Annotated in this window: 23 protein-coding genes; 14 read left to right on the forward strand and 9 right to left on the reverse strand. The window is 72.0% G+C overall.

The annotated features are described in order from the left end of the window. Positions 1-131: 131 nt before the first annotated feature. Positions 132-1,124 (forward strand): alpha/beta hydrolase, encoded by a 993-nt coding sequence (locus NRP21_RS24265; protein WP_257718823.1) that lies wholly within the window; start codon positions 132-134, stop codon positions 1,122-1,124. Here NRP21_RS24265 and NRP21_RS24270 read toward each other — a convergent pair. Beyond that, entirely contained in the window at positions 1,121-1,909 is a 789-nt protein-coding gene (locus NRP21_RS24270; RefSeq protein ID WP_257718824.1) for an IclR family transcriptional regulator, read from the reverse strand. The genes NRP21_RS24265 and NRP21_RS24270 overlap by 4 nt on opposite strands. Before the next feature lie 83 nt (positions 1,910-1,992). Here NRP21_RS24270 and NRP21_RS24275 point away from each other — a divergent pair, with 83 nt between their 5' ends. From NRP21_RS24275 to NRP21_RS24290, 4 genes are all read left to right on the forward strand, one after another. After that, complete coding sequence (locus tag NRP21_RS24275; RefSeq protein WP_257718825.1) at positions 1,993-2,532, forward strand: cupin domain-containing protein; 540 nt, start codon at positions 1,993-1,995, stop codon at positions 2,530-2,532. A gap of 37 nt (positions 2,533-2,569) precedes the next feature. Continuing rightward, complete coding sequence (locus NRP21_RS24280; RefSeq protein ID WP_257718826.1) at positions 2,570-3,118, forward strand: cupin domain-containing protein; 549 nt, start codon at positions 2,570-2,572, stop codon at positions 3,116-3,118. An 87-nt stretch (positions 3,119-3,205) separates the two neighbouring features. Continuing rightward, entirely contained in the window at positions 3,206-4,201 is a 996-nt protein-coding gene (locus NRP21_RS24285) for a Bug family tripartite tricarboxylate transporter substrate binding protein (protein WP_257718827.1), read from the forward strand. 151 nt (positions 4,202-4,352) lie between these two features. Then, a complete protein-coding gene (locus NRP21_RS24290) occupies positions 4,353-4,958 on the forward strand; it encodes a 2-hydroxychromene-2-carboxylate isomerase (RefSeq protein WP_257718828.1) in 606 nt (201 codons plus the stop codon). Positions 4,959-5,079: 121 nt separating this feature from the next. Here NRP21_RS24290 and NRP21_RS24295 read toward each other — a convergent pair whose 3' ends face one another. The 3 genes from NRP21_RS24295 to NRP21_RS24305 form a co-directional block, all read right to left on the reverse strand. Then, on the reverse strand, positions 5,080-5,907 hold the full coding sequence (locus NRP21_RS24295) for a DUF2243 domain-containing protein (protein WP_257718829.1): 828 nt from the start codon (positions 5,905-5,907) through the stop codon (positions 5,080-5,082). A 189-nt stretch (positions 5,908-6,096) separates the two neighbouring features. Then, positions 6,097-6,312: a hypothetical protein gene (locus NRP21_RS24300; RefSeq protein WP_257718830.1), complete on the reverse strand. Its 216-nt coding sequence runs from the start codon at positions 6,310-6,312 to the stop codon at positions 6,097-6,099. Between the two features lie 158 nt (positions 6,313-6,470). Next, complete coding sequence (locus NRP21_RS24305) at positions 6,471-7,631, reverse strand: glycosyltransferase (protein ID WP_257718831.1); 1,161 nt, start codon at positions 7,629-7,631, stop codon at positions 6,471-6,473. 350 nt (positions 7,632-7,981) lie between these two features. Here NRP21_RS24305 and NRP21_RS24310 point away from each other — a divergent pair, with 350 nt between their 5' ends. From NRP21_RS24310 to NRP21_RS24325, 4 genes are read left to right on the forward strand one after another with little or no spacing between them, the layout of a single operon-like run. After that, positions 7,982-10,267 (forward strand): TonB-dependent siderophore receptor, encoded by a 2,286-nt coding sequence (locus NRP21_RS24310; RefSeq protein ID WP_257718832.1) that lies wholly within the window; start codon positions 7,982-7,984, stop codon positions 10,265-10,267. Position 10,268: 1 nt separating this feature from the next. Further along, positions 10,269-10,613: a DUF3649 domain-containing protein gene (locus NRP21_RS24315; RefSeq protein WP_257718833.1), complete on the forward strand. Its 345-nt coding sequence runs from the start codon at positions 10,269-10,271 to the stop codon at positions 10,611-10,613. Then, positions 10,610-12,190 (forward strand): PepSY-associated TM helix domain-containing protein, encoded by a 1,581-nt coding sequence (locus tag NRP21_RS24320; protein ID WP_257718834.1) that lies wholly within the window; start codon positions 10,610-10,612, stop codon positions 12,188-12,190. Before NRP21_RS24315 ends, NRP21_RS24320 begins: the two co-directional genes overlap by 4 nt. Then, positions 12,187-12,510 carry a DUF3325 domain-containing protein gene (locus NRP21_RS24325; protein WP_257718835.1) on the forward strand — a complete coding sequence of 108 codons (324 nt, stop codon included), beginning with the start codon at positions 12,187-12,189 and terminating at the stop codon, positions 12,508-12,510. Before NRP21_RS24320 ends, NRP21_RS24325 begins: the two co-directional genes overlap by 4 nt. A 1-nt stretch (position 12,511) precedes the next feature. Here the strand turns inward: NRP21_RS24325 and NRP21_RS24330 are convergent, their stop codons facing one another. Beyond that, entirely contained in the window at positions 12,512-13,663 is a 1,152-nt protein-coding gene (locus tag NRP21_RS24330; RefSeq protein ID WP_257718836.1) for an AAA family ATPase, read from the reverse strand. 66 nt (positions 13,664-13,729) lie between these two features. After that, positions 13,730-13,984 carry a hypothetical protein gene (locus NRP21_RS24335; protein ID WP_257718837.1) on the reverse strand — a complete coding sequence of 85 codons (255 nt, stop codon included), beginning with the start codon at positions 13,982-13,984 and terminating at the stop codon, positions 13,730-13,732. A 431-nt stretch (positions 13,985-14,415) separates the two neighbouring features. On the opposite strand from NRP21_RS24335, the gene NRP21_RS24340 reads away from it, so the two are divergent. Next, positions 14,416-14,685 carry a hypothetical protein gene (locus NRP21_RS24340; RefSeq protein WP_257718838.1) on the forward strand — a complete coding sequence of 90 codons (270 nt, stop codon included), beginning with the start codon at positions 14,416-14,418 and terminating at the stop codon, positions 14,683-14,685. 157 nt (positions 14,686-14,842) lie between these two features. Here NRP21_RS24340 and NRP21_RS24345 read toward each other — a convergent pair whose 3' ends face one another. From NRP21_RS24345 to NRP21_RS24355, 3 genes are all read right to left on the reverse strand, one after another. Further along, positions 14,843-14,980 carry a hypothetical protein gene (locus NRP21_RS24345; protein ID WP_257718839.1) on the reverse strand — a complete coding sequence of 46 codons (138 nt, stop codon included), beginning with the start codon at positions 14,978-14,980 and terminating at the stop codon, positions 14,843-14,845. Between the two features lie 185 nt (positions 14,981-15,165). Beyond that, on the reverse strand, positions 15,166-15,870 hold the full coding sequence (locus NRP21_RS24350; protein WP_257718840.1) for a response regulator: 705 nt from the start codon (positions 15,868-15,870) through the stop codon (positions 15,166-15,168). Beyond that, on the reverse strand, positions 15,867-18,566 hold the full coding sequence (locus NRP21_RS24355; RefSeq protein ID WP_257718841.1) for a sensor histidine kinase: 2,700 nt from the start codon (positions 18,564-18,566) through the stop codon (positions 15,867-15,869). The genes NRP21_RS24350 and NRP21_RS24355 overlap by 4 nt, the downstream gene beginning before the upstream one ends. 638 nt (positions 18,567-19,204) lie before the next feature. Here NRP21_RS24355 and kdpF point away from each other — a divergent pair. The 4 genes from kdpF to kdpC are packed head-to-tail and all read left to right on the forward strand — an operon-like array spanning position 19,205 to position 23,665. Continuing rightward, on the forward strand, positions 19,205-19,291 hold the full coding sequence (gene kdpF / locus NRP21_RS28110) for a K(+)-transporting ATPase subunit F (RefSeq protein WP_408639660.1): 87 nt from the start codon (positions 19,205-19,207) through the stop codon (positions 19,289-19,291). Between the two features lie 16 nt (positions 19,292-19,307). Beyond that, positions 19,308-21,005, forward strand: coding sequence for a potassium-transporting ATPase subunit KdpA (kdpA, locus tag NRP21_RS24360; protein ID WP_257718842.1), 1,698 nt, complete (start codon positions 19,308-19,310; stop codon positions 21,003-21,005). 11 nt (positions 21,006-21,016) lie between these two features. Then, positions 21,017-23,077, forward strand: coding sequence for a potassium-transporting ATPase subunit KdpB (gene kdpB / locus NRP21_RS24365; protein ID WP_408639659.1), 2,061 nt, complete (start codon positions 21,017-21,019; stop codon positions 23,075-23,077). A gap of 3 nt (positions 23,078-23,080) precedes the next feature. After that, the gene (gene kdpC / locus NRP21_RS24370; RefSeq protein WP_257718843.1) at positions 23,081-23,665 is read left to right on the forward strand and encodes a potassium-transporting ATPase subunit KdpC; all 585 of its coding nucleotides are present in this window, start codon (positions 23,081-23,083) and stop codon (positions 23,663-23,665) included. Positions 23,666-23,723 lie beyond the last annotated feature (58 nt).

Raw genomic sequence — 23,723 nt, forward strand, 5'->3', positions numbered from 1 at the left:
CCTCCCCCGGCGCGGGCCGGCGCATTGACTCGGCGCCGTGCCGCTTTCAGCCTCGGCGCATGACCGCCCGCGGCGGCGAGCCTGGCACCGCGCCGGGCGCGCCGGAAGGAGGGCGGCAAGGGGAGGACGGCATGTCCACGGACGTCCAGACACGGCCCGTCTCCGGGCCAGACATCGCCGTGTCGGAGCACATGGTGCCCTCGGGCGATCCCGACATTCTCCTCTACCTCCGGAACAAGCGCCGCGCGGATGCCGGCCCGGCCCGGCCGGATCGCACCCTGCTCTTCGTCCACGGCGCGAGCTATCCCTCGCACACGAGCTTCGACCTCGCCCTCGACGGGCGCTCCTGGATGGATGTCATGGCCGCGCGCGGCTTCGATGTCTGGTGCCTGGACATCCGGGGCTATGGCCGCTCCACCCGGCCGGCGCAGATGGACCGGCCCGCCGAGGAGGGTGCGCCGATCGCGCCCGGCGAGGTCGCGCTGCGGGACGTGGCGGCGGCCATGGGCTTCATCCGCGCCGCGCGCGGGGTGGAGCGGGTGGTCGCCATGGGATGGTCCTGGGGCACCGCGCTGATGGCGCGCTTCGCGGCGGAGAACCCGGAACGGGTGGAGAAGCTCGTCCTCTACGCGCCGCTATGGATCCGGGAGACGCCGAGTCTCGTTCAGGCCGGGCCGGGGCCGCTCGGTGCCTATCGCACGATCACGCGGGAGAGCGCGCGCGAGCGCTGGCTCTCCGGCATCCCGGAGGAGCGGCGCGCGGACCAGGTGCCGGCAGCGTGGCTGCAGGCCTGGGCGGACGCGACCTGGGGCACGGACGCGGTGGGGGCGGCGCAGGACCCGCCCGTGCTGCGCGCCCCGAACGGGTCCGTCCAGGACGGGCAGGAATACTGGAGCGCGCGGCGCCCCTTCTACGACCCGGCGGCGATCCGCGCGCCGACCCTCCTCGTCCTCGGCGAGTGGGACCGGGACACGCCGCCCTACATGGCGCAGACCCTCTTCCCGCTTCTCACCGCCGCCCCGCGCAAGCGGCTGGCGATCCTGGGGGAGGGGACCCACAGCATGATGATGGAGCGGACGCGGGACGAGCTGCACCGGGTGGTGCAGGACTTCCTGGAAACCTAGGGGCGGCCGAGGAGGCGGGAGATCTGCGCCGCCGCGCCGAGGACGAGCCCGGCGTAGCGCGCCCGGTCCTCCTCCCGGTAGCGGAAGGCGGGGATCGTGAGGGAGATGTTGCCGCGCACCTCGCCCGCGCCGTCGAAGAAGGGTGCTGAGACGCCCACGCCGCCGGGGGTGCGCTGGTTGTGCGTCACGCCGTATCCGTCGCGGCGTATGCTTTCCAGTGATGCCAGCAGTTCCTGGACGTCCAGGGGACGGCCGTCGAGCGGCGAGGGGTCGGCGCGCCGCACCACTTCCTCGATCTCCGCGGGCGTGAGATGCGCGAGCAGGCTGCGCGCGGAGGCGCCCCAGCTGAGCGGCTGCAGCAGATCCAGCTCGATCACGTAGCGCAGCGGGGCGTCGGGCTCGGCCTTGGCGGCGTAGAACATCATCAGCCGGTCGCGGTCGAGCGCCGTCAGCATCGAGACCTCACCGCAGGCGGCGGTCAGCCCGTCCAGCACGGGGCGGGCAAGGCGCCGAAGCGGCATCCCCGCGGCCAGCCGGCCGGCGAGGCGGTACAGCTCCGTGCCCGGCCGGTAGGTGCCGCCGCCCTCCGCGGCGACGAAGCCCGCGCCCCTGCAGAGGTTCAGCAGCCGGTGCGTGGTGCTGCGCGGAAGGTCCAGCCGCTGCGCCAGGCGCTGGAGCGGCCACTCCTCCGTCTCGGCGAAGCAGGAGAGGAGCTGGAGCACGCGCACCACCGTGCCCGTCTCCGCCGGGCGGCCGGGCGCAGGATCATCGTTGACGCCGGGCAATTTGCGCTCCTAGTCTTTTCGCACAACAAGATGCCTTTCCGATAAACGGAAAGACTGCGGGAAACAAGCCAGGAGACGCCACCGTGTCAGGATCCTTCCCGCCCGAGCTGATGGCCGCGAACATCGCCCGCTTCGCGAGCCTGCGGGGCAGCGCGAACGCCTATGTCGATACGAGCATGCCGAATTGCCGGCGGACGAAGTTCAACATCGTCGGCCTTGGCGTGACGGAGAACGAGGTCGATCCGTCGCTGCGCCCCAACATCGCGCTGCCCGCCGCCTCCTTCAATGTCGGCATGCTGGAGTGCGAGAACGGCCAGGGTACGGCGCCCCACTCGCACGAGACGGAAGAGTTCTTCATGCCGCTGATCGGCAACTGGCGCGTCTTCTGGCTGGACGGCGAGACGGAGCACAGCGCCGAGCTGGCTCCCTTCGATTCCGTCATGTTCCCCGTCGGGTGCTTCCGCTGGTTCCGTTACGTGGGCGAAGGCAAGGGCCGCCTCCTCACCATCATCGGCGGCCCGGCCGGCAAGGTGGACTACCTGCCGGGCTACGAGGAGGAGACCGCCGCGCGCACGGGGCAGCGCCGCAACGCGGACGGCACCCTGGCCTCGGCCGAATCCTGAGCACGGGACAAAGAAGATCCTGAAGGGAGTGAGCGAAATGGACGTCCAGAATCTCTCCGTCTCCGACATGGAGAAGTACGTCGCGCGCTTCGGCGCGCTGCGCGGATCCGAGGAAGCCTTCGTCGACAGCAGCCTGCCCGGCGCGCGGCGCTTCAAGATCAACCTGATCGGCATGGGCGTGGTGGAGCGCGAGGACCTGCCCGATCTGGCCGCAAACATCCCGTTGCCCGCGAAGGGCTTCAACCTCGGCATGATCCAGGCCGAGCACGGCAACGGTGCCTCGCTCCACGCGCACCAGACGGAGGAGGTGTTCATGCCGCTCATCGGCCCCTGGGCCGTCGTGTGGCGGACCGATGAGGGGGTCAAGGAACTCGTTCTTCAGCCCTTCGACACGATCCATGTCCCGGTCGGCGTGTACCGGGGATTCCGCTACGTCGGGGAGGGCAAGGGCACGCTGCTGACGATCATCGGCGGGCCGGATGCGGGCAAGGTGGCCTGGGACGAGGAGGTGCTGAAGAAGGCCGCGGAGGGCGGCGTGACGCGCGATGCCACAGGGCGTGTGCAGGTCTCCGCGGCCGCGGAGTAGCGCCGCCCTGCGCGGCGGCGGGGAAGGGTAATAGCCCGCCGCCGCGTGAGCCTCGGGCATGACAAGAACAGGATCGGGAGGAAGGTGGTGACAAGAGTGACCCGGCGCGCCTGCGCCGCACTGGGCCTGGGCCTTGCCACGGGTCTTGCGACGGGGCTGACGGCCGCTGCCCAGCCGGCCGCCACGCAGGCCTACCCCAACCGCCCGATCCGGCTGGTCATCCCCTCCGGCCCCGGCGGGACCACCGATATCGGCGGCCGCATCATCGGCCAGCGTCTCAGCCAGATCCTCGGCAAGCCGGTGGTGGTGGAGAACAGGGCCGGTGGCGGCGGGCGCATCGGCGCGGAGGCGGTCGCGCGCGCGCCGAACGACGGGTACACGCTGCTCTTCGCCAACTCCATCGTGCTCGGCACGCTCGTCACCACGGCGCGCGACCTCTCCTACGATCCCGTCCGGGATTTCGCGCCTGTCGCACCGGTGTCCTGGTACCAGGTCATAATGGTCTGCAATCCCGGGCTGCCCTATCACAGCGTCTCCGAGCTGATCGCCTACGCGAAGGCGCATCCGGGCGCGATCCGCTATTCCAGCTCCGGCCCCGGCGCGGGGAATCACTTCGCGGGCGAGCTGTTCAACAGCATGGCCGGCGTGCAGACGACGCATGTTCCCTATCGCGGCAGCGCGATGGGGCTGAACGACATCATCAGCGGCGTGGTGGAGTGCAGCTACGACGGCACGGCCTGGCAGCAGGTCGCGACCGGGCAGCTGCGCGCGCTCGCCGTCACCAGCCTGGAGCGCGATCCGAGGCTGCCGAACGTGCCGACCCTCGATGAGCTGGGGCTGCGCGGCTACGAGATCGTGTTCTGGCAGGGCGTCGTCGCCCCGGCGGGTACGCCAGAATCCGTGCTGGAGGTGCTGGGCCAGGCGGTGAACGAGGCGGTGCAACACCCCGAGACGAAGCAGCGCATGTACGACGCGGGATTCAACACCCGCGGCGGCACGCCGCAGGATCTCTCCAAGCTGATTCTTCGCGACATCGCGCGGTACCGCCAGATCGCGCAGGAGGCGAAGCTGACCTTCGAGTAGGGAGGGCTGCGCCGCATCCTCTGGCGGTGCCGGCGCGCGGCGCCGCCTGCACCGGGCCGATGGGCGCCTTGCCGCGGGCAGGGTAGAGATGGGCCGGGCCTGCCATCCGCCGCAACCCGCGGCGGGACTGCGGGCGCGGGAGACAGCAGCCATGGCCCTGCACGTCGACTACTTCGCTTCGCTGAACTCGCCCTGGACACATCTGGGCGCCGCGCGGCTGGAGGCGATGGTGGAGCGCCACGGGGCAAGCCTGCGCATCTACCCCGTGGATTTCGGCACCATCTTCCCCGCCTCGGGAGGGCTGCCGCTGCCCAAGCGCTCGCCGCAGCGCCAGGCCTATCGCCTGCAGGAGCTGGAGCGGTGGCGGGAGCATCTCGGCATCCCCATCCATCTCCGCCCGAGTGCCCATCCGATCGACGAGAGCCTCGCCGCCCGCTGCGTCATCGCGGTGCGCGAGACGATCGAGGACCGGCCCGCCATCGCCCTGGCGCACCGGGTGCTCAGGGCTCTGTGGGAGGAGGATCGGAATACCGGGGATCGGGCGGTGCTGGCCTCGCTGATCGGCGAGGCGGGGCTGGACGCCACGGCCATCATGGCACTGGGCTCCGAGGAGCGGTGGGCGGAGCGGCGCGCCGGGGACACGCAGGCCGCAATCGACCGGGGCGTGTTCGGCGCGCCGAGCTACGTCGTCGGGAACGATATCTTCTGGGGGCAGGACCGGCTGGAGTTCCTCGAGCGCCGGCTGGCGCGTGGATGAGGTCGGGAAGGCCGGATCTCCTCGGGCGCGTGCCGGCCTGACCGGCCCGGCGGGTCAGGACATCTGCCGCCAGTCGGTGCCGCATCGGCGTGGCCCCTCCGACGGAGCCCGAGGCCCCGGATCAGGCCGGCTTCTGAGTCCAGGCGAGGCATCCGCCGCCCAGGCTGGACCACCCGACCATGACGGCACCGCTGCGGTAGAGGCTCATGACGGAGCCACCTTGGCTCAGGTCCACCGCCAGCAGCTCGCCGGACGGATCGCTCCAGGCCACGCGGCCACCGGCTGCGACGGCCGCCGCGAAGCTCGCCTCAGCGCCCTGGCCCGCGCTGTAGAGCACCATCACCACGGGCGCCCCTGCCGGGGGCAGCGCGGCGAGCGGGCCGGAGGCCAGGACGAGGGCGGCGAGGACGCTGGCCAGGACGGTGCCCCCGCGCGATGCGCCGGAGGGCGGGTCGGGCCGGCGCATCAGCCACAGCGCGATGCCGAGCGGCGGCAGCCCCGTGACGAGGAGCCAGCCGATATCCCAGGTCAGAGGATCCGGCACGTCGACGCGAACGCGGTGAATGCCCACGATCCAGTGAAAGATGACCACGTCCACCGCTTGCCAGAGCGCGAAGCCGAGGAACACGCTGCCCAGCATCCGCGGGCCCGCCAGTGGCAATCCCCCTCTCGTGCGCCAGAGGCCGACGAGCCCGAGCGCGGCGAGGAGGTAGACCGCCACGTGGAACAGCCCGTCCGCCAGGATCTGATTGCGTATGTCTCGCAGAGCCTCTCCGGGAACCAGGGAGAGGAAGTGGTGCCACTGCAGGACCTGGTGCAGCAGGATGCCATCGAAGAAGCCGCCGAGGCAGAAGCCGAGAAGACCGGCCGAAAGGAACAGGCCTGAGGACGGCCTCAGCCCGGGCGCACCACGCATCGTATGATCCGGCTGGCTGGAGGCGACACTCATCCTGCTCTCCGACGGCTTTGAAGCACCTTTTGCGGCAAGGAGAGGGATTACCCGCTAACCTGCGCTACCCGGGCCGTCATCGCCGGCCTGTTTCCCGAAGGCGTGACAGGAGACCCGGCCGACACCCGCGGGCCTCACAGTCCCTGGCCTTGCTGCGTGGAGCATGCGGCAAGGCGCTGGTTCGGGGCGTCAATCATCGCTGGGCCGGTACAGCGCCTTGCGGAGCTCCTCGTCCAGCACGGCGCGCGTTCGCATCATGGCGGCGAGGAGCCGGTGCGCCTCGGGGAGGAGGTTCTTCTGCCCCGCCCTCTCGAGAGCCCCGATCAGCTCCTGCTGCTTCACGATCCGGAGGCGCTGATCCTCTGCGTGCCTCAGCGCCTCCTCGCGGCGGTTCTGCCCTGGCATCGCCTCCGGCCCCGTTTCCCGGAAGGAAACCTATCCGCGCGAATGCCGGGGTGCATTCTCACAGGAGGGGTTCGGCACCGCCCAACTGGGGCCAGATGGCGCGCCTCGCGCCCGATCTGGCCGGAGAGGATGCCGGCGGCCGCACGGATCTCCGCCGATCACGCGCGCATGCCGCCTGCGAGCGCGGGGGCTTGGCTGGCGGCGCGGATGAGGGCGGCCATGCTGGTCCAGGTCTTGTCCCAGGAGATGAGGGAGAGGTGCTGGTCGACGCGGTCGAGCCAGGCCTCGCGCGGGCGCGCCATGGCCTGCTCCAGGGCGGTGACTGCTGCTTCCGCGGTGCTGGCGATCTCGACCAGCCCTGCCTCACCCCAGGGCCTCACGACGTCGGTGATGGGGGTGGAGACCACGGGCACGCCGGCGGCGAGGTACTCCGGCGTCTTCGTCGGGCTGATGAAGCGCGTGGCCTCGTTGATCGCGAATGGCATGAGGCCCGCATCCCAGTGGGCGAGATGGGCGGGCAGGTCCGCGTAGGACCGCCGCCCGAGCCAGTGGATGTTCGCGCGCCGCGGCAGGTCAGCGGGGTCGATCTTCACGACGGGGCCGATCATGACGAAGGACCATTCGGGCCGGCGCTCCGCGCAGGCGGCCAGCAGGTCGAGGTCGAGCCGCTCGTCCACCACCCCGAACCAGCCGATCCGGGGGTGGGGAAGGGCCCGGAGCTCGGGCGGCTCCGGAATGTCGCCGGCGCGGGCCCGCGCGAAGTGGTGCCGGTCGATGGAGGAGGGGAAGCAGTGAACGTCGGGCCGGATGGCGCGCTTGGCCTCGTAGAGGGACTGCCCGCCGGTAAAAACAAGATCGGCGCGGCGCATGAGGCGCCGCTCCTCGATCAGCATCTGCGGCGACGCGCCCCGGAAGGCCGAGAGTTCGTCCATGCAGTCATACACGGTCAGGCGCGGCGACAGGTGGCCCGCGACGGCCTGAGCCAGCGGGGTGTAGTACCAGAGCACGTCCGGCTGGCCGGCCTCGGCGATCAGGGCGTCGAGAAAAGGGCGCTGCATGCGCTCGACGCTGCCGGGAACGCCGTCCCAGTAGGGCAGGAGGGGCGTGACGACCTCGATTCCCTCGGCCACCTCGCGGCGCTCCAGCCGCGGCAGGTCGGGGCCGGGCGGCTCGAAGCGCGGCTCCTCGAAGTAGATCACCCGCCACTCCCTCGCAGCGCGAGAGAGGAGGTGCTGAGGGCGCTGCAGCACCAAGTCCCAGGGCAGGTGCGACATGCAGAGGAGAAGGGGGCGGGCCGGTGCTGCGTCGAGTCGGTTCATGAGTTTGTAACTAGGCGAGATGCCCTCGCGTCACCCGATCCTATGATCATCCAGCAATGAACGCTGCGTGATGAGGAACCGCCGCATCACCGGAGCACCGCGCCCGGGCGGCGCTCCGGTGGCGGGCATCTGGCGAGCATCTGGCGGGGGCCGGCCGGGAAATCCCCGGAGGCGGGACCCCAGATTTACGGATCAGGCATATCTTTCCGCATGAAATCAAAGCGGGTTTGCAGTGTAGTTGCGGGAATGCCGCAGTGGGCATCCCAGACACACAGGCGGGCTTGCGGCACCTGAATGCCCTGTAATATGAGAGTGACTCTCAGTATCAGTTTAGTGCGGGTTCGTTTCAGATGAACGTTTGTGTTACCGGCACCAGCGCAAAGCGCCGGCGCTACCTCATGGTGGGCGTCGTCGCCTCCGTCCTTCCCTCGACGATCCTGGCCCAGGAGGCGCAGGCCCCCGGCGCCGGCGAGGCCGCGCCGGCCGGGGCCGTGCAGATCCCGGAGGTCCGGATCCAGAGCGGCATCGAGCGCGGGACCAGCCCGGTGGACGGCTTCGTCGCCGGGGTGAGCGCCACGGGAACCAAGACCGACACGCCGCTGATCGAGACGCCGCAATCCATCTCCGTCGTGACCGCGGACGAGATCGAGGCGCGCGACGCGCGGACGGTGACGCAGGCGCTTCGCTACACGGCGGGCACCGTGACGGATATCCGCGGCTCCACGGCGGTGCGCCTGGATGCGCTGTACTTCCGCGGCTACACCCCCGCCTCCTACCTCGACGGGCTGCGCGTGGCGGGCGGGCGCGATGCCAATCCCAGCACGGATGCCTACCGCATCGAGCGGCTTGAGGTGCTGCGCGGCCCCGCCTCCGTGCTCTACGGCTCCTCGCCGCCGGGCGGCCTGTTCAACATCGTCACCAAGCGCCCCACGGATGAGCGCATCCGCGAGGTGCTGCTGGAGGCGGGGACGCGCGACCGCTACCGCGCGGCCTTCGACCTCAGCGGGCGGCTGGACGCGGACGGCAAGTGGCTCGGCCGCGTCGTCGGCAGCTATTCCGAGGGTGACGGCGAGTTGGACCGCACGCGGGAGCGCCGGTACTTCATCTCGCCTACGCTGACCTGGCGGCCCGACACGGACACGACCGTCACGGTGTTCGGCCACTACCAGCACGATCCGGAGGGCGGCTCCTACGGCAGCGTCCCGGCCTATGGCTCCGTGCTGCCCAACCCGAACGGGCGCATCCGCCAGCGCTTCTATGACGGCGACCCGGATTTCGAGAAGTCGAACCGCGAGCACTACTACATCGGCTACCAGGCCGAGCACCGCGCGACCGAGTGGCTGACCCTCCGCCAGAACGCCCGCTACCTGCACACGCAGGGCCAGTACCGCAGCATCTACAATGCGGGCGTCACGCCGGACTACCGGCAGATGGTGCGCTCGGCCTTCGGGACGGATGTCGACATCGACGTCTTCACCATCGACAACCAGGCGCAGGGCCGGTTCCGCACGGGGCCGTTCGAGCACCTGACGCTGGCGGGGCTGGACTACTTCCGGGTGCTGACGGACACCTACCAGGCCTCCGCCCTCTCCACCACGGCGCTGGGGCAGCGGCTGCCGCGGCTGGACCTGTTCAACCCGAACTACGACAACCAGGGCTCCTTCTTCCCGCCCTTCAGCAGCTACTCCAGCCAGCGCCAGAACCAGATGGGCGTCTACCTGCAGGACCAGATCAAGTACGACCGGCTGACCCTGCTGCTCGGCGGGCGGCTGGACTGGTCCGACACGACGACGGAGAACAAGAACCTCACGACGCAGACTCTCGCTTCCCGCACGCGGTCCACGGCCAGCGCCGCCACTGGGCGGGCGGGCGCGGTGTACCGCTTCGACAACGGGATCGCGCCCTATGCCAGCTACAGCGAGAGCTTTGAGCCGCAGGCGGGCACGGACCGGCTGGGTAGCCCCTTCCGGCCGACGACGGGCCGCCAGTACGAGGTGGGCATCCGCTACCAGCCGACGGGCACCAACCTGCTGCTGAGCGCCGCGGCCTTCGACCTGCTGCGCGAGAACGTGCTGACGACGGACCCGGTGAACCCCGGCTTCAGCGTGCAGCAGGGCGAGACGCGTTCCCGCGGCCTGGAGTTCGAGGCCAAGGCGACGCTGATGGCCGGGCTGAGCTTCACGGCCAACTACTCCTACACGGACGTCGAGTTCTCGAAGACGCGCAACACCACGGTGATCGACCTGGGCTTCTTCCCGACGCGGACCGGCGGCACGGTGGCGCTGCAGGGCAAGACGCCTTGGGGCGTGCCGACGCACCTGGCGTCCGGCTGGGTGGACTACACCTTCCAGGAGGGCAACCGGCTGGCGGGCCTGGGCGTGGGCGGCGGCGTGCGCTACATCGGCTCCTCCTGGGGCGACGACGCGAACACCTTCAAGGTGCCCGACGCGACGCTGCTGGACCTCTCCGTCCGCTACGACCTGGGCCAGTTGACGCGGACCTTCCAGGGCGCGACGGCCTCGGTGAACATCAGCAACCTGGCGGATACGCGCTATGTCAGCAGCTGCTTCTCCTACTCCTCCTGCTGGTACGGCACGGGGCGGGTGGTGCTGGGCAACATCCGCTACCGGTTCTGACATGATGCGGGCCGGCCTTCCCGTCCCGTCCGCAGCCTCCCTCCGCGCCCGGCTCCCACCGGGCGCGGAACTGCGCCGGGCCGGCGGGATCGTGCTGCGGATCCTGGCGGGGGTGGGCGGCGGCTACGCCGTGGCCGCCCTGTCCACCACCGTGCTCTCCCTCGGCCTTCCCATGCAGCGGGCCGAGGCGGTGCTGACCGCCACCATGGCGAGCTTCGCCGTCTATGCCGGGGCGGTGGTCTGGGCCTTCGCGGCCCGCAATGCCTGGCGGGCCTGCGCCGGCATCGCCGGCACGGCGGCGCTGCTGGTGGCCGTTCTCTACCTCCTGCAAGGTCACCTCCCGTGAAGGAAGGCTTCCGCCAGTCCATGGCCTGGCTGCACAGCTGGGCCGGGCTGCTCGTCGGCTGGATTCTCTTCGCCGTCTTCCTCACCGGCACCGCCGCCTATCTCCGGCCGGAGATCTCCTACTGGATGCGGCCGGAACTCGCCCTGTCCCGCCCCGGACCGGCGGATGCCGAGGTGGCGGTGAAGGCCATGCAGGGCATGGCGCCGAATTCCCCCACCTGGTTCATCACGCTGCCGAGCGAGCGCGAGACGACCACCCGCGTGTTCTGGCGCGAGGGCGGCGGGCGCGGCCGCGGGCGCGGCTTCCGGGAGGCGGTGCTGGACCCCGCCACCGGCCACCCGGTGGAGGCGCGCGAGACGATGGGCGGGGAGTTCTTCTACCGCTTCCACTTCCAGCTGCATTACATGAGCGTGCTCTGGGGCCGCTGGATCGTCAGCATCTGCGCGATGTTCATGCTCGTCGCGATCGTCAGCGGCATCATCACGCACCGGCGCATCTTCGCGGACTTCTTCACCTTCCGGCCGGGCAAGGGCCAGCGCTCCTGGCTGGACGGGCACAATGTCTGTGCGGTGCTCGCGCTGCCCTACCACCTGATGATCACCTACACCGGGCTGGTGCTGTTCATGCTGATGGTCATGCCCTGGGGCATCGACCGCGCCTATCCCGGCGGGCGCCAGGCCTTCAACGCGGAGGCCTTCGGCAGCGCCCCGCCGCGCCCGCGCGCCAACACCCCCGCGCCGCTGGCGCCCGTGCTGCCGCTGGTGGAGGAGGCGCAGCGGCGCTGGGAGGGCGGGCGCGTCGGCCGCATCGTGGTGGCGAACCCCGGCGACGCGAACGCCACGATCCAACTCGTCCGCGCGGATTCCGAGCGCATCTCCTACAACCCGCAGAGCCTCACCTTCGACGGCCCGACCGGCGCGCTGATCCAGGACAGCGGCGAGGGCCGCCCCGCCGCCGAGGTGCGGGGTTGGATGTACGGCCTGCATATCGGCCGGTTCGCCGGGCCGTTCCTGCGCGGGCTGTTCCTCCTCTCCGGCCTGGCGGGCACGGTGATGGTCGCCACGGGCTGCGTCCTCTGGGCCGTGAAGATGCGGCAGCAGGCGGCCAAGAAGGGCCGGGTGGGATTCGGCACGCGGCTTGTGGAGCACCTGAACATCGCCGCCATCGCCGGCCTGCCGCTGGCCATGGCGGCCTTCCTCTGGGCCAACCGCCTGCTGCCCGTGGGGATGGAGGAGCGCGCGGCATGGGAGGTACACGTCTTCTTCATCATCTGGGGCCTCTGCTTCGTCCACCCGCTGTTCCGCCGGGGGCGGCAGGCCTGGGTGGAGCAGTTCGCCGCCGGGGCTGCCGCCTTCGCGTTGCTGCCGGCGCTCAATGCTCTGGTGACGCAGCGCCACCTCCTCGCAACCCTGGCCGAGGGCGACATCGTGCGGGCCGGGTTCGACCTGGGGCTGCTGGCCTGCGCCGCGCTGCTGGGCGTGCTGGCCTGGAAGGTGGCGCGGCACCAGCCGGCAACCGCGCGCGCGCGCAGGCCCGCCCCGAAGGCGGCTCTCATGCCGGCGGAGGCCGCGGAGTGATCGCCTTCGCCGCCGCGCTGTCCTACGCCGGCTTCACCGCCCTCTGCCTAGCCATGGCGCGCCACCACGAGCAGGTGTTCCGCAGCCGCGCCGTGCCGGCCGGGCGGCGGCGCGTCCTCACCGCGCTGGGCTGGGGGCTCCTGGCCCTGTCGGTCGTGCCCGTCGTGATGGAGCTGGGGTGGGGGCTGGGCCTCGTCCTGTGGCTTGGCCTGCTCACCGCCACGGCCATGCCGCTGGCCATGCTGCTGAACTACGCGCCGCGCGTCGCGCTGGCGCTGGCCGTCACGCCGGTCTTGACCGGCATCGGCCTGCTCCTCTGAACTAGCGCTTCGGCCAGATCCAGCGCGGCGGGTCGAGGTCGGGCGCGGAGGTTTCGCCGAGTTCCTTGTGCAGCCGCACCGCCGTGACCTCGCCCTCGCCGTGCAGGGCGTCGATCAGCACCTCGTTGTGGCTGACCACCACGACCTGGCATCGGCGCGAGGCCTCCGCGAGGAGCCGGGCGAGGGGCGGCATTAGCGAGGGATGCAGGCTGGCCTCCGGCTCGTTCAGCACCATCAGCTCCGGCAAACGCGGCGAGAGCAGCGCGGCGGCGAGCAGGAGGTAGCGCAGCGTGCCGTCGGAGAGTTCCGCCGGGCCCAGGGGGCGCAGCAGCCCGTGCTGGTGCAGGAGGAGGCCGCCGCGCTCGCCCGGCCCCGCCTCCAGCCGCGCGCTGGGGAAGGCGTGCTCCACGGCCGCTTCCAGCGCCGCCGCGTCGCCGATCGCGGCGATGGTGGCGATGGCGGCCGCGAGGTCGGCGCCGTCGCCGCCGAGCACGGGAGTGTAGGTCATTACCTGCGGGCGCCGCGCCGGTGCGTCCGGGTCGGTGCGCAGCGCGTCGTAGAAGCGCCAGTTCCGCAGGCGCTCGCGCGCCGCGAGAAGCTCCGCGCCGTCCGTCGGGTCGGCGCAGTGGGTGACCATGGAGTCGAAGGGTGAGAGGTCCAGGGCCGCGTCCCGCCAGGCGCCGTCCCGCGCGCGGCGCAGCCGCACATGCGGGCCGCGGCGCTCGGCGAAGATGTTGGCGCGTCCGGGCAGATCGCCGGTCCACATCGCCTCCAGCTTGATCGCAGGATCCAGTGGGAAAGGGTGGGGTGGCACCGGCAGGCCGAGGTCGATGGCGTAGCCGTACTCGTCACCGGAGAAGCCGAGGCGGAGGCTGACCGGGCCCTTGCGCGCCGTGCCCTGGACGGGGTGAATCCCCGCGCGCACGCTCCGGCCGAACGCCTCGGGGCCGGCCCAGAGCGCGGAGGAGAGCCCGCCTTCCCCGGCCAGCGCCGCGACGAGGCGGCCCTGCGCCGCCTCGGCCAGGAGACGGAGCGAGCGGTAGAGGCTCGTCTTGCCGCTGCCATTGGCGCCCGTGACGACCGTCAGCGATCCCAGCGGCACGACAAGATCGCGAAGCGAGCGGTAGCCCGAGACGGCGAGCGTGGTGATCAATCCGGGCTTCCCTTCCGGCGGCGGTCCCTGCGCCTTCCCGGCAGGCTCGCCCGGGCGCTCAGCGCCTCATGCCCCGGGCCGGCCCTCGTGATCCAGCGGAAGGAGGCCGTTCCGGACCATGCTGATCATCATCTGGAGCACGGAAGGGGCGATCCGCTCGGCATCCCCGGCCAGGAGGGCCATGTCGGGGCGCCAGGCGCACCGCACCCGGCCATCCTCGTCGCGGATCACCATCTCCCAACGATCGTCCAGGCGATGGGCCTCCGCCGTCATCACCCGGTCGAGGTGGGCGAAAAGGTCGGTGTGGGCTGCCCTGTTCATGCGCAGGCCGTCTCGCCGTTCTGTCCTGGAAACCAGGAGCCACCGCCGGCCACAGGACATGTCCTGGTCGGGCGATGGCTCCCATCCGGCTCCCCCTGAGCCGGGTCGCGGGCTTCTAGAGGGAAGCCGTGCGGGGGAGCGATGCTATTTCAGTGGGCGCAACATGCGCGGATGCATGGCTCGAACCGCGTGCCAGCCTGTCCCGTGAAGGGCCAGGGCGGCGTGCCCTAACGGGGGGCACCCCTGCCTGGCCGCGGCGTCTCATACCCCGCCGGCGGCCGTTTCCCGGTGATGGACATGGCGTGTTCCGCCGGCCCCTGCCGGGATGCCGCAAGGTGACAGGAAGATGGCGCAGAGCGTCAAACGCGCGCCCGGATCGTCCGCCTAAATCCGTCGTACCGGGGCCGGATGCTCCTGGTGCGAGGCACAAGATGAAGAACGCAGTGTTCGGGGCGCTGTTGGTCATGGCGGGGGCTCTGGCGGTGGCGCCCACCGCGAAGGCCCAGAGTTACGGGTATGGCTACGGCTATGCCCCACCGCCGCCGGCCTGGGAGCATGAGGGCTGGCACGAGCACAGGGCTCGCCGCGAGTACCGCCGTGAGTTCTGGCGCCAGCAGCGCGAGTTGGCCGAGCGCCGGGCCTATGAGGCCGGCCAGCGCGACGCCTACCGGCATCAGCAGCCGGCCTGGGCCTATCGCTGAAGGGCCGGGGGCGGCGCGGGCCGCCTGCTGGCAGGGCGGGTGGGCCATGGATTGCTTGGCCCGCCTGTGCCTGCAGGTACGCGCTTCCCGTCTCGGTCGCCTCCCGCTCCCGGGGCCCGGAAGCGCGGCGGGCGTGACCGGCGCTGCCAGTCCGCCGCTAACCCGGAGCCCGCATCATCCGCATGATCGCCCGGCGCGCGAGGTCGCGCCGGGCTCTTTCCATGCCCGCCTCGATCGCCTCCGCATTGGTCCGGGCCGCGTCCTCGTAGGACACTCCCTCGGGCGTGCGGTCCACCGTCTCCCACTCGGGACTGGCGCAGGAAGCCAGCAGAAGAGCTGTGAGTGTGGCTGTAAGGGCAGCGTGGAGGCGCATGGCGGGGTTGTAGGCGAATCGCCCGGCTCTCCACCACAACAGGTTCGCCGGGCGGTGACGCGGGGATGGCTAGGCGGCTGGCCGCCCCGTGATCCGGCGCCCCCGCATCACTCCTCCGAGCCCAGCCGGTACCCCACGCCCGGCTCCGTCCGGATCAGGGATGCCGCCTCACCCAGTTTCTGGCGGAGATGCCCGATATAGACGCGCAGGTACTGCGCATCCTCCGCGTGCCCGGGGCCCCAGACGGCGGAGAGGAGCTGGCGCTGCGTCACCACCCGGCCCGTACCGGCCCGCGCCAGGGCGGCGAGCACGGCCCATTCGCGCGGCGTCAGGCGCAGGAGGGCCCCGTGGAGGCGGGCCATGCGCCCGGCCAGGTCCACCTCCAGCGGCCCCACTCGGATCACGGCATCCGCCGGCACCGCCCCGCGCGCGGCGGCGCGGCGGAGCGAGGCGCGGAGCCGCGCCAGCAGCTCCCCCAGCGCGAAGGGCTTCTCCACGTAGTCGTCCGCCCCCGCGTCCAGCGCCGCGACCTTGCCCTCCTCCCGGTCCCGGGCGGAGAGGACGATGATCGGCGCCTCCGTGAAGCCGCGCAGGCGGGGGATCACGAGCTGCCCGTCCATGTCCGGTAGGCCGAGGTCGAGCAGCACCGCGGCGGGGCTGTGGGAAGCGGCGATCCGCAGCCCTTCCGCCGCGTTCTCTGCCCGCAGCGGTTCGTAGCCCGAGGCGGCGAGGGCGGGGCCGAGGAAGCGGTGGATCTGCGGCTCGTCGTCCACCACCAGCACGCGGGGTGGGAGGAGTTCCGCGCCGGTCATGCCGGGAACCGCAGGGACATGCGCGTCCCCTTGCCCTCATGCACCGGGCTTTCCGCCGCGATCTCGCCCCCCATGGCCCGCGTCAGGCCGCGGGCGATGGCAAGGCCCAGCCCCGTGCCGGCGGCGATGCGGTCCGTGCGGCTGGCGCGGAAGAAGGGGTCGAAGATCCGCACCAGGTCCTGGCGGGGGATGCCGGGCCCGTCATCCTCCACCTGCACCAGCACGTTCGCGCCTTCCCGGCGCGCGGTGACGACGACATGGCCGTGCGGGCCCGAGAACTTCATCGCATTGTCCAGGAGGTTGGAGAGGATCCCGTCGAACAGGACGGGGTCGAGCGAGGGGGTCGGGAGCCGGTCGCCGAGCCGGCGCTCCACGGGCCGCCCGGCCGCTTGCCCGGCGCGCTCCGCGGCGGCCTCGATCGCGGCGGGCAGGTCCAGCGGCTCCCGCCGCAGGGGCACCGCGCCGCTCTCCACCCGCACCATGTCCAGCACGTTGGTGGCGAAGCGCGCCAGCCGCGCCGTCTCCTCCTCCGCGGCCAGGATCAGGTCGGCGCGCGCCTCGGGCGGTAGGGCCTCGCCCATGGTGCGCAGCGTCTCCAGCGATCCGCGGATGCCCGTCAGCGGCGTGCGCAGGTCGTGGCCGAGCGAGGTGAGCAGTGTCGTCCGCAGCGCGTCCGCCTCCGCGCGCGCCGTGCCGCGCGCGCGCTCCTCCATCAGCTCGGCCCGCTCCAGCGCGATGGCGGCCTGGTCCAGCAGCGCGTCCAGCGTGCGGGCGCGCTCCGCGTCCAGCGGCTCGGTCCGGTCGGCGAAGCGCAGCCCGACCAGCCCCGCCGCGCCCGCGCCGCTGGAGAGGGGCTGGAACTGCCAGGGCACGGCGGGCAGCGTGTCCGTCCCCCAACCCGCCGGGGAACGCCGGGCGGAGGCCCAGCGCGCGGCGGCCATGGAGGCGTCGTCCGGCTGGGCGTGGGGGGGCGCTGCGGCGCGCAGGACAAGGTCGGCCTCCTCCGGCGCGCGGGGCGCATCCAGCCCCAGCCCTGGCAGATCACCCGCCGTCAGCGGCATCAGCACGCAGCAGGGGCAGCCCGCCACCCGCTCCGCCTCCCCCGCGATGAGGGTGAGGAGGTCGCCGCGGCTCATCGGGGCGCCCAGGCGCCGGCTGAACTCCACCAGCCGCCGCAGCCCGAATACCCGCGCCCGGGCCGCCCGGACGGAATGGCCCAGCCGCCCCGCCGTGCCGGCCAGGAGCAGGGCGACGAGGCTGAAGACGACCGCCCCCACCACCTCCTGCGGCCCGGCGATGGTGAGGGTGTAGCGGGGAGGGATGAAGAGGAGGTTCCAGGAGAGGAAGGAGAGCACGGCCGCCGCCACGCCGTGCGCGGGCCCGAAGGCGACGGCGGAGGCCACCGTGGCCGCCAGGTACACCATGCCCAGCGCGCCTTCCGCCACGATCCCGTCCAGCCCGAAGCCGATTCCGGTGGCGGCCAGCACCAGCAGCGGCACGGAGGCCCAGCCAAGCCACGAGGGAACGGCGCGGGCCGGAGGAGGGGAGGGGCGCCGCCCCGTGCCGACGGGATCGGGCACGAGGTGCAGGGCGAAATCCGTGGCCCGCCGCAGCAGGGTGGCGGAGAGGGTGCGGCCGGTCAGCCGCCGCCACAGCGAGGGCCGCCCGCGGCCGAGCACGAGGTGCGTCACGTTCCGCTCCGCCGCCGCGGCCAGGATGGCGCGGGGCACGTCGGTGTCCACCACCGTCTCCGTCTCTGCCCCCAGCGTCTCGGCGAAGCGCAGCGCGGGGGTGGGATCGCCTCCGCCCATGCCGGGCCGCTCCACGTGCAGCGCCACCAGCGGCGCGCGCAGCGTGGCGGCGATGCGCTGGGCGTGGCGCACCACGTTCTCCGCGGAGGCATCTGCGCCGACCAGCACCATCACGCGGTCCCCCGTGGGCCAGGGGCCGGCAATGGCGTTGGCGCGCATGTAGCCGGTGACGTCGGCATCCACCCGCTCCGCCGTGCGGCGCAGCGCCATCTCGCGGAGCGCGGCAAGGTTGCCCTCGCGGAAGAAGCCGCGCAGGGCGCGCTCCGCTTGGTCCGCGCGATAGACCTTGCCCTGGCGCAGCCGCTCCAGCAGCTCCGCGGGCGGGATGTCGATCAGCTCCACGGCGTCGGCGCCCGCCAGCACGCCGTCCGGCACCGTCTCGGCCACGCGCACGCCGGTGATGCGGGCGACGGCGTCCGAGAGGCTCTCCAGGTGCTGCACGTTCATCGCCGTCCAGACCTCGATCCCGGCGGCGCGCAGCTCCTCCACGTCCTGCCACCGCTTGGGGTGGCGGCTGCCCGGCGCGTTGCTGTGCGGCAACTCGTCCAGCACGAGGATCGCGGGGCGGCGGGCGAGGGCGCCGTCCAGGTCGAACTCCTCCAGCACCTGGCCGCGGTAGTCCAGCCGGGCGCGGGGCAGCACCTCCAGCCCCGCCAGCTGCGCGGCCGTCTCCGCGCGGCCATGCGTCTCCGCGAGGCCGACCACGACATCCGTGCCGCCCAGCGCGCGGCGGCGGGCTTCGGTCAGCATCTCGTAGGTCTTGCCCACGCCCGGGGCGGCGCCGAGGAAGACCTTCAGCCGCCCGCGCCCCTCCCGCCGCGCCTCGGCGAGGAGGGCGTCAGGATCGGGGCGGGGCGGCTCGGCGGGGCGTGAGGAGGACGGCATAACCCGGGTCAGGCGGTGGATGGGGGCCGGGGAGGCGCCCCCGTGCTGTCATCCTTTCGCATGGCCGCCGAGACAGCCCAAGGCGAGAGCGACGGCGGCGATCCCAACCGCCCCGGCCAGCCAGAGCACCGCGAAGGCCGGGTTGGACGTGGCCGGGCCCCGCAGGCCCATGACGAGCGAGCCGAACAGGCCCTAGAGGAGCAGTGCCAGGAAAGCGCAGAACCCGGTGCGGCAGGGCGGGATTTGCCGGATACGGGAAAGGCTCCGGCCCTGACCGGGGGAGGCGCGGTGCATCTCCTGCAGCGGCGCTATGGCGGCCGACATGCTCCCACCTTCCGATGCGTGGACCGGGCGGTAATCTGGCGGGGCCGGCGTAAAGGCGCGATGATCGGAAGGGACACCCGGCATAAAGGCCGCGTAAAGGCGGGCGCGTCGCCGGCAGGCTTTATGCCCTTTTTACGAGCCCGCCTGCCTTCCCGAATGGTGTTTTTACGGCCGCAGGGCTGAATCCCTGTGCGGTCGCCGGCCCATGCCGGCAGGGAACCGCCATGCTCGACATCCTTCTTCTCGCGCTCGGCCTCGGCAGCTTCGCGCTGCTCGCGGCCTATGCTGCCGCCTGCGAACGGGTCTGACGCGCCGTGCTCGACCTCATCCTGGGCGGCGCCGTCTGCGCCGGCCTCCTGGCCTATCTCCTGTGGGCGCTGCTGCGCCCCGAGAGCCTGTGATCCGGACATCCGATCCATGACACTCCTCGGCTGGGCGCAGATCGCGCTCGTCCTCGCGCTCACCGTCGCGGCCGCCGTGCCGCTGGGGCGCTACATCGCCGCCGTCGCCGGTGGCCACGTCACCTGGCTCCGGCCGGTGGAAGCCCTGTTCTACCGCGCGGGGGGAATCGATCCGGAGCGCGGGCAGGACTGGAAGAGCTATGCCCTCGCCATGCTCGCGGTGAACGCGGCGGGCTTCGTGCTGCTCTTCGCCATCCTGCGGCTGCAGGGCGTGCTGCCGCTGAACCCGCAGGGCGTTTCCGGCATGTCCTCCTGGCTCGCCTTCAACACGGCTGTCAGCTTCGTCACCAACACGAACTGGCAGGCCTATTCGGGCGAGGTCGCGGCCTCCTACCTGTCCCAGATGGCCGGGCTTGCGGTGCAGAACTTCCTCTCTGCGGCCACCGGCATCGCGCTGGCGCTCGCCGTCTCCCGCGCCTTCGCGCGTGGCGGGGTGCGGGAGCTCGGGAATTTCTGGGCGGACCTCACGCGCGTCACGCTCTACGTGCTGCTGCCGCTGGCGGTGGTGCTGGGCTTCGCCTTCGTCGCGCTCGGCATGCCACAGACCTTCGCGGACTACGCCACGGCCACCACGCTGGAGGGCGCGGAGCAGACGGTCCCGCTCGGCCCCGTCGCCTTCCAGGTCGCCATCAAGCATCTCGGCACGAATGGCGGCGGCTTCTTCGGCGTGAACTCGCTGCACCCTTTCGAGGGGCCGGACGCGATCGCGACCGCCCTGCAGATCTGGGCCCAGGCCGTGATCCCCTTCGCGCTCTGCCTCACCTTCGGGCGCATCGTCGGCGATATCCGCCAGGGCCGCGCGCTGTTGGCCGTGATGGTCGGCTTCGTCGTGGTGGCCACCGCCGCCATCTACGCGGCCGAGGCCGCGGGCAACCCGCTGATGACGGCGATGGGCGTCGATCCCGCCATGGGCAACATGGAGGGCAAGGACCTCCGCTTCGGCCTGCCGCTCGTCGCGCTCTTCACCGCCACCACCACGGGCGCCTCCTGCGGCGCGGTGAACGCGATGCTGGACAGCTTCACGCCGCTGGGCGGGATGGTGCCGCTGTTCCTGATCCAGCTCGGCGAGGTGCTGCCGGGCGGCGTGGGATCGGGTCTCTACGGCATGCTCGTCTTCGCGCTGCTGGCGGTGTTCGTCGCCGGGCTGATGGTGGGGCGCACGCCGGAATACCTGGGCAAGAAGGTGCAGGCGCGGGAGATCAAGCTGGCGATGCTGGCGGTGCTGATCCTGCCGACCGCAATCCTCGGCTTCACGGCCGTATCCCTGGTGCTGCCGGCCGCGGTCTCCTCCATCCAGGATGCCGGGCCGCACGGCCTCTCCGAGATGCTCTACGCCTACACCTCGGCGGCGGGGAACAACGGCTCGGCCTTCGGCGGCCTCACCGCCGACACGCCCTGGCTGAACACGACCCTCGGCATCGCCATGCTGCTCGGCCGCTTCGCCTTCGTCGTGCCGGTCCTGGCCATCGCGGGCTCGCTGGCCGCCAAGGCCAAGGCGTCGGAAGGCGCGGGCACCTTTCCCACCCACGGCCCACTCTTTGCCGGGCTGCTGGCGGGCGTGATCCTCATCCTCGGCGGGCTGCAGTTCCTGCCCTCCCTCACCCTCGGGCCGATCGCGGAGCACTTCACGATGCTCGCCGGCAAGTCCTTCTGAGGCGAACCCAGATGCTCGACACCACCACCGGCATGGGCGCCACCACGCGCGCCCGTCCCCCGATGCTCGACCCGGCGCTGCTGCCGCGCGCGATCGGGGACGCCTTTCGCAAGCTGAACCCCGCGACGCTGATCCGGAACCCCGTGATCTTCGTCACCGAGGTCGTCTCCATCCTCGTCACCGTCCTGGCGGGGAGCGCCGCCGGGCGCGGCGAGCCCTGGGGCTTCCAGGCCGGGATCGCGGTCTGGCTCTGGTTCACCGTCCTCTTCGCCACCTTCGCGGAAGCCGTGGCGGAGGGCCGCGGGCGGGCGCGGGCGGAGAGCCTGCGCAAGGCCCGCACCGACACGCAGGCCAAGCTGCTGATCCGCGCGGACGACCGCTCTCTCTGGCAGCCGCGCGGCGCGACGGAGCTGCATGTGGGCGACCTCGTGCTCGTCGAGGCCGGCGACCTCATTCCCTCGGACGGCGAGGTGGTGCAGGGCATCGCCAGCGTGAACGAGGCGGCGGTGACGGGCGAGAGCGCCCCGGTGATCCGCGAGAGCGGCGGCGACCGCAGCGCCGTCACCGGCGGCACGCTCGTCGTCTCCGACTGGATCGTGGTGCGGATCACCGCCGCGCCCGGCTCCACCTTCCTCGATCGCATGATCTCCCTCGTCGAGGGCGCCGCCCGCCAGAAGACGCCGAACGAGATCGCGCTGGACATCCTGCTGGCGGGGATGACGATCATCTTCCTGATCGCGGTGGCCAGCGTCGTCGGGCTGGCGAGTTGGAACGGCCAGCCGCCCTCCGTGCCCGTGCTGGCGGCGTTACTCGTCACGCTGATCCCCACCACGATCGGCGGCCTGCTCTCGGCCATCGGCATCGCCGGCATGGACCGGCTGGTGCGCTTCAACGTGATGGCGACCAGCGGCCGCGCGGTGGAGGCGGCGGGCGACGTGGACGTGCTGCTGCTGGACAAGACCGGCACCATCACCCTCGGCAACCGCCAGGCCGCCGCCTTCGTCCCGGTGGCGGGCGTGGCGGAGCGCGACCTGGCGGAGGCCGCCGTGCTCTCCTCACTCGCGGACGAGACGCCGGAGGGGCGCTCCATCCTCGCTTTCGCGCGGGAGCGGCACGGCATCGCGCCGCCGGCCCTGCCGGCGCACGCCGCCGTGGTGCCCTTCACAGCGCAGACCCGCACCTCCGGCCTGGATATGGACGGGGCGCAGTACCGGAAGGGTGCGGCCGATTCCCTGATCCGCGCCACGGGGCAGGAAGCGCCGGCCGCGCTGCGTGAGGCGGTGGACCGCATCGCCCGCGTGGGCGGCACGCCGCTGGTTGTGGCGAAGGACAACCGCATCCTCGGCGCCATCGAGCTGAAGGACATCGTCAAGCCCGGCATCCGCGAGCGCTTCGCGGCCCTTCGGAAGATGGGCATCCGCACGGTGATGGTGACGGGCGACAACCGCCTGACCGCTGCCGCCATCGCGACAGAGGCGGGGGTGGACGATTTCATCGCGGAGGCGACACCTCAGGACAAGCTGCAGTACATCCGCGACGCCCAGGGAGAGGGACGGCTCGTCGCCATGGCCGGCGACGGCACGAACGACGCGCCGGCCCTGGCCCAGGCCGATGTGGGCGTGGCCATGCAGACCGGCACCCAGGCCGCGCGCGAGGCCGGGAACATGGTGGACCTGGACAGCGACCCCACGAAGCTCATCGAGGTGGTGGAGATCGGCAAACAGCTCCTCATCACCCGCGGCGCGCTGACCACCTTCTCCATCGCCAACGACGTGGCGAAGTACTTCGCCATCCTGCCGGCCATCTTCGTGCTGCAATACCCGGAGCTGCAGGCGCTGAACGTGATGCGCCTGGCGAGCCCGGAGAGCGCCATCCTCTCGGCCGTGATCTTCAACGCGCTGATCATCGTGGCCCTGGTGCCGCTCGCGCTGCGGGGGGTGCGCTACACGCCGGTGGGCGCGGCCGCGCTGCTGCGGCGGAACCTGCTGATCTACGGGCTGGGCGGCATCGTCGCGCCCTTCGCCGGGATCAAGATCATCGACCTCGTCCTCCAGATCCTCGGGATCGCCTGAACCATGTCCATCCTTCGTCCCGCCGCGACGGTCGTCCTCGGCTTTACTCTCCTCCTCGGCCTTGCCGCGCCCGCGGTGATGACCACGGTGGCCGGCGCGGTGATGCCACGCCAGGCCGGCGGCTCCCTCATCGAGCGCGACGGGCGCGTGATCGGCTCCGCTCTCATCGGCCAGAACTTCACGGGGGAGCGCTACTTCCACCCGCGCCCCTCCGCCACCAGCGCGCCGGACCCTCAGGACAGCAGCAAGACGGTGGACGCCCCCTACAACGCCGCCGCCTCGGCCGCATCCCAGCGCGGGCCGACGAGCCAGGCCCTGCTGGACGCGGTGAAGGAGCGGGTGGCGGAGGCCGGGTCGGCGCCCGTGCCGGCGGACGCCGTCACCGCCTCCGGCTCGGGGCTCGATCCCGACATCAGCCCGGAGAATGCCGCCCGCCAGGTGGCGCGGGTGGCGCGGGTGCGGGGTCTCCCGGAGGAGCGGGTGCGCGCGCTGGTGGACGCCAGCACCGCAGGGCCGTGGCTGGGAATCCTAGGTGCGCCCCGCGTGAACGTGCTGCGGCTCAACCTGGCCCTGGACAGCGCGGGCTGATCCGGCCCGCGCGAGATGCCGGCAAGGGCGGCCCCGGAACGGACGGGGCCGTGCTGCC

This window comes from Roseomonas populi (genome assembly GCF_024594815.1).
Taxonomy (GTDB): domain Bacteria; phylum Pseudomonadota; class Alphaproteobacteria; order Acetobacterales; family Acetobacteraceae; genus Roseomonas; species Roseomonas populi.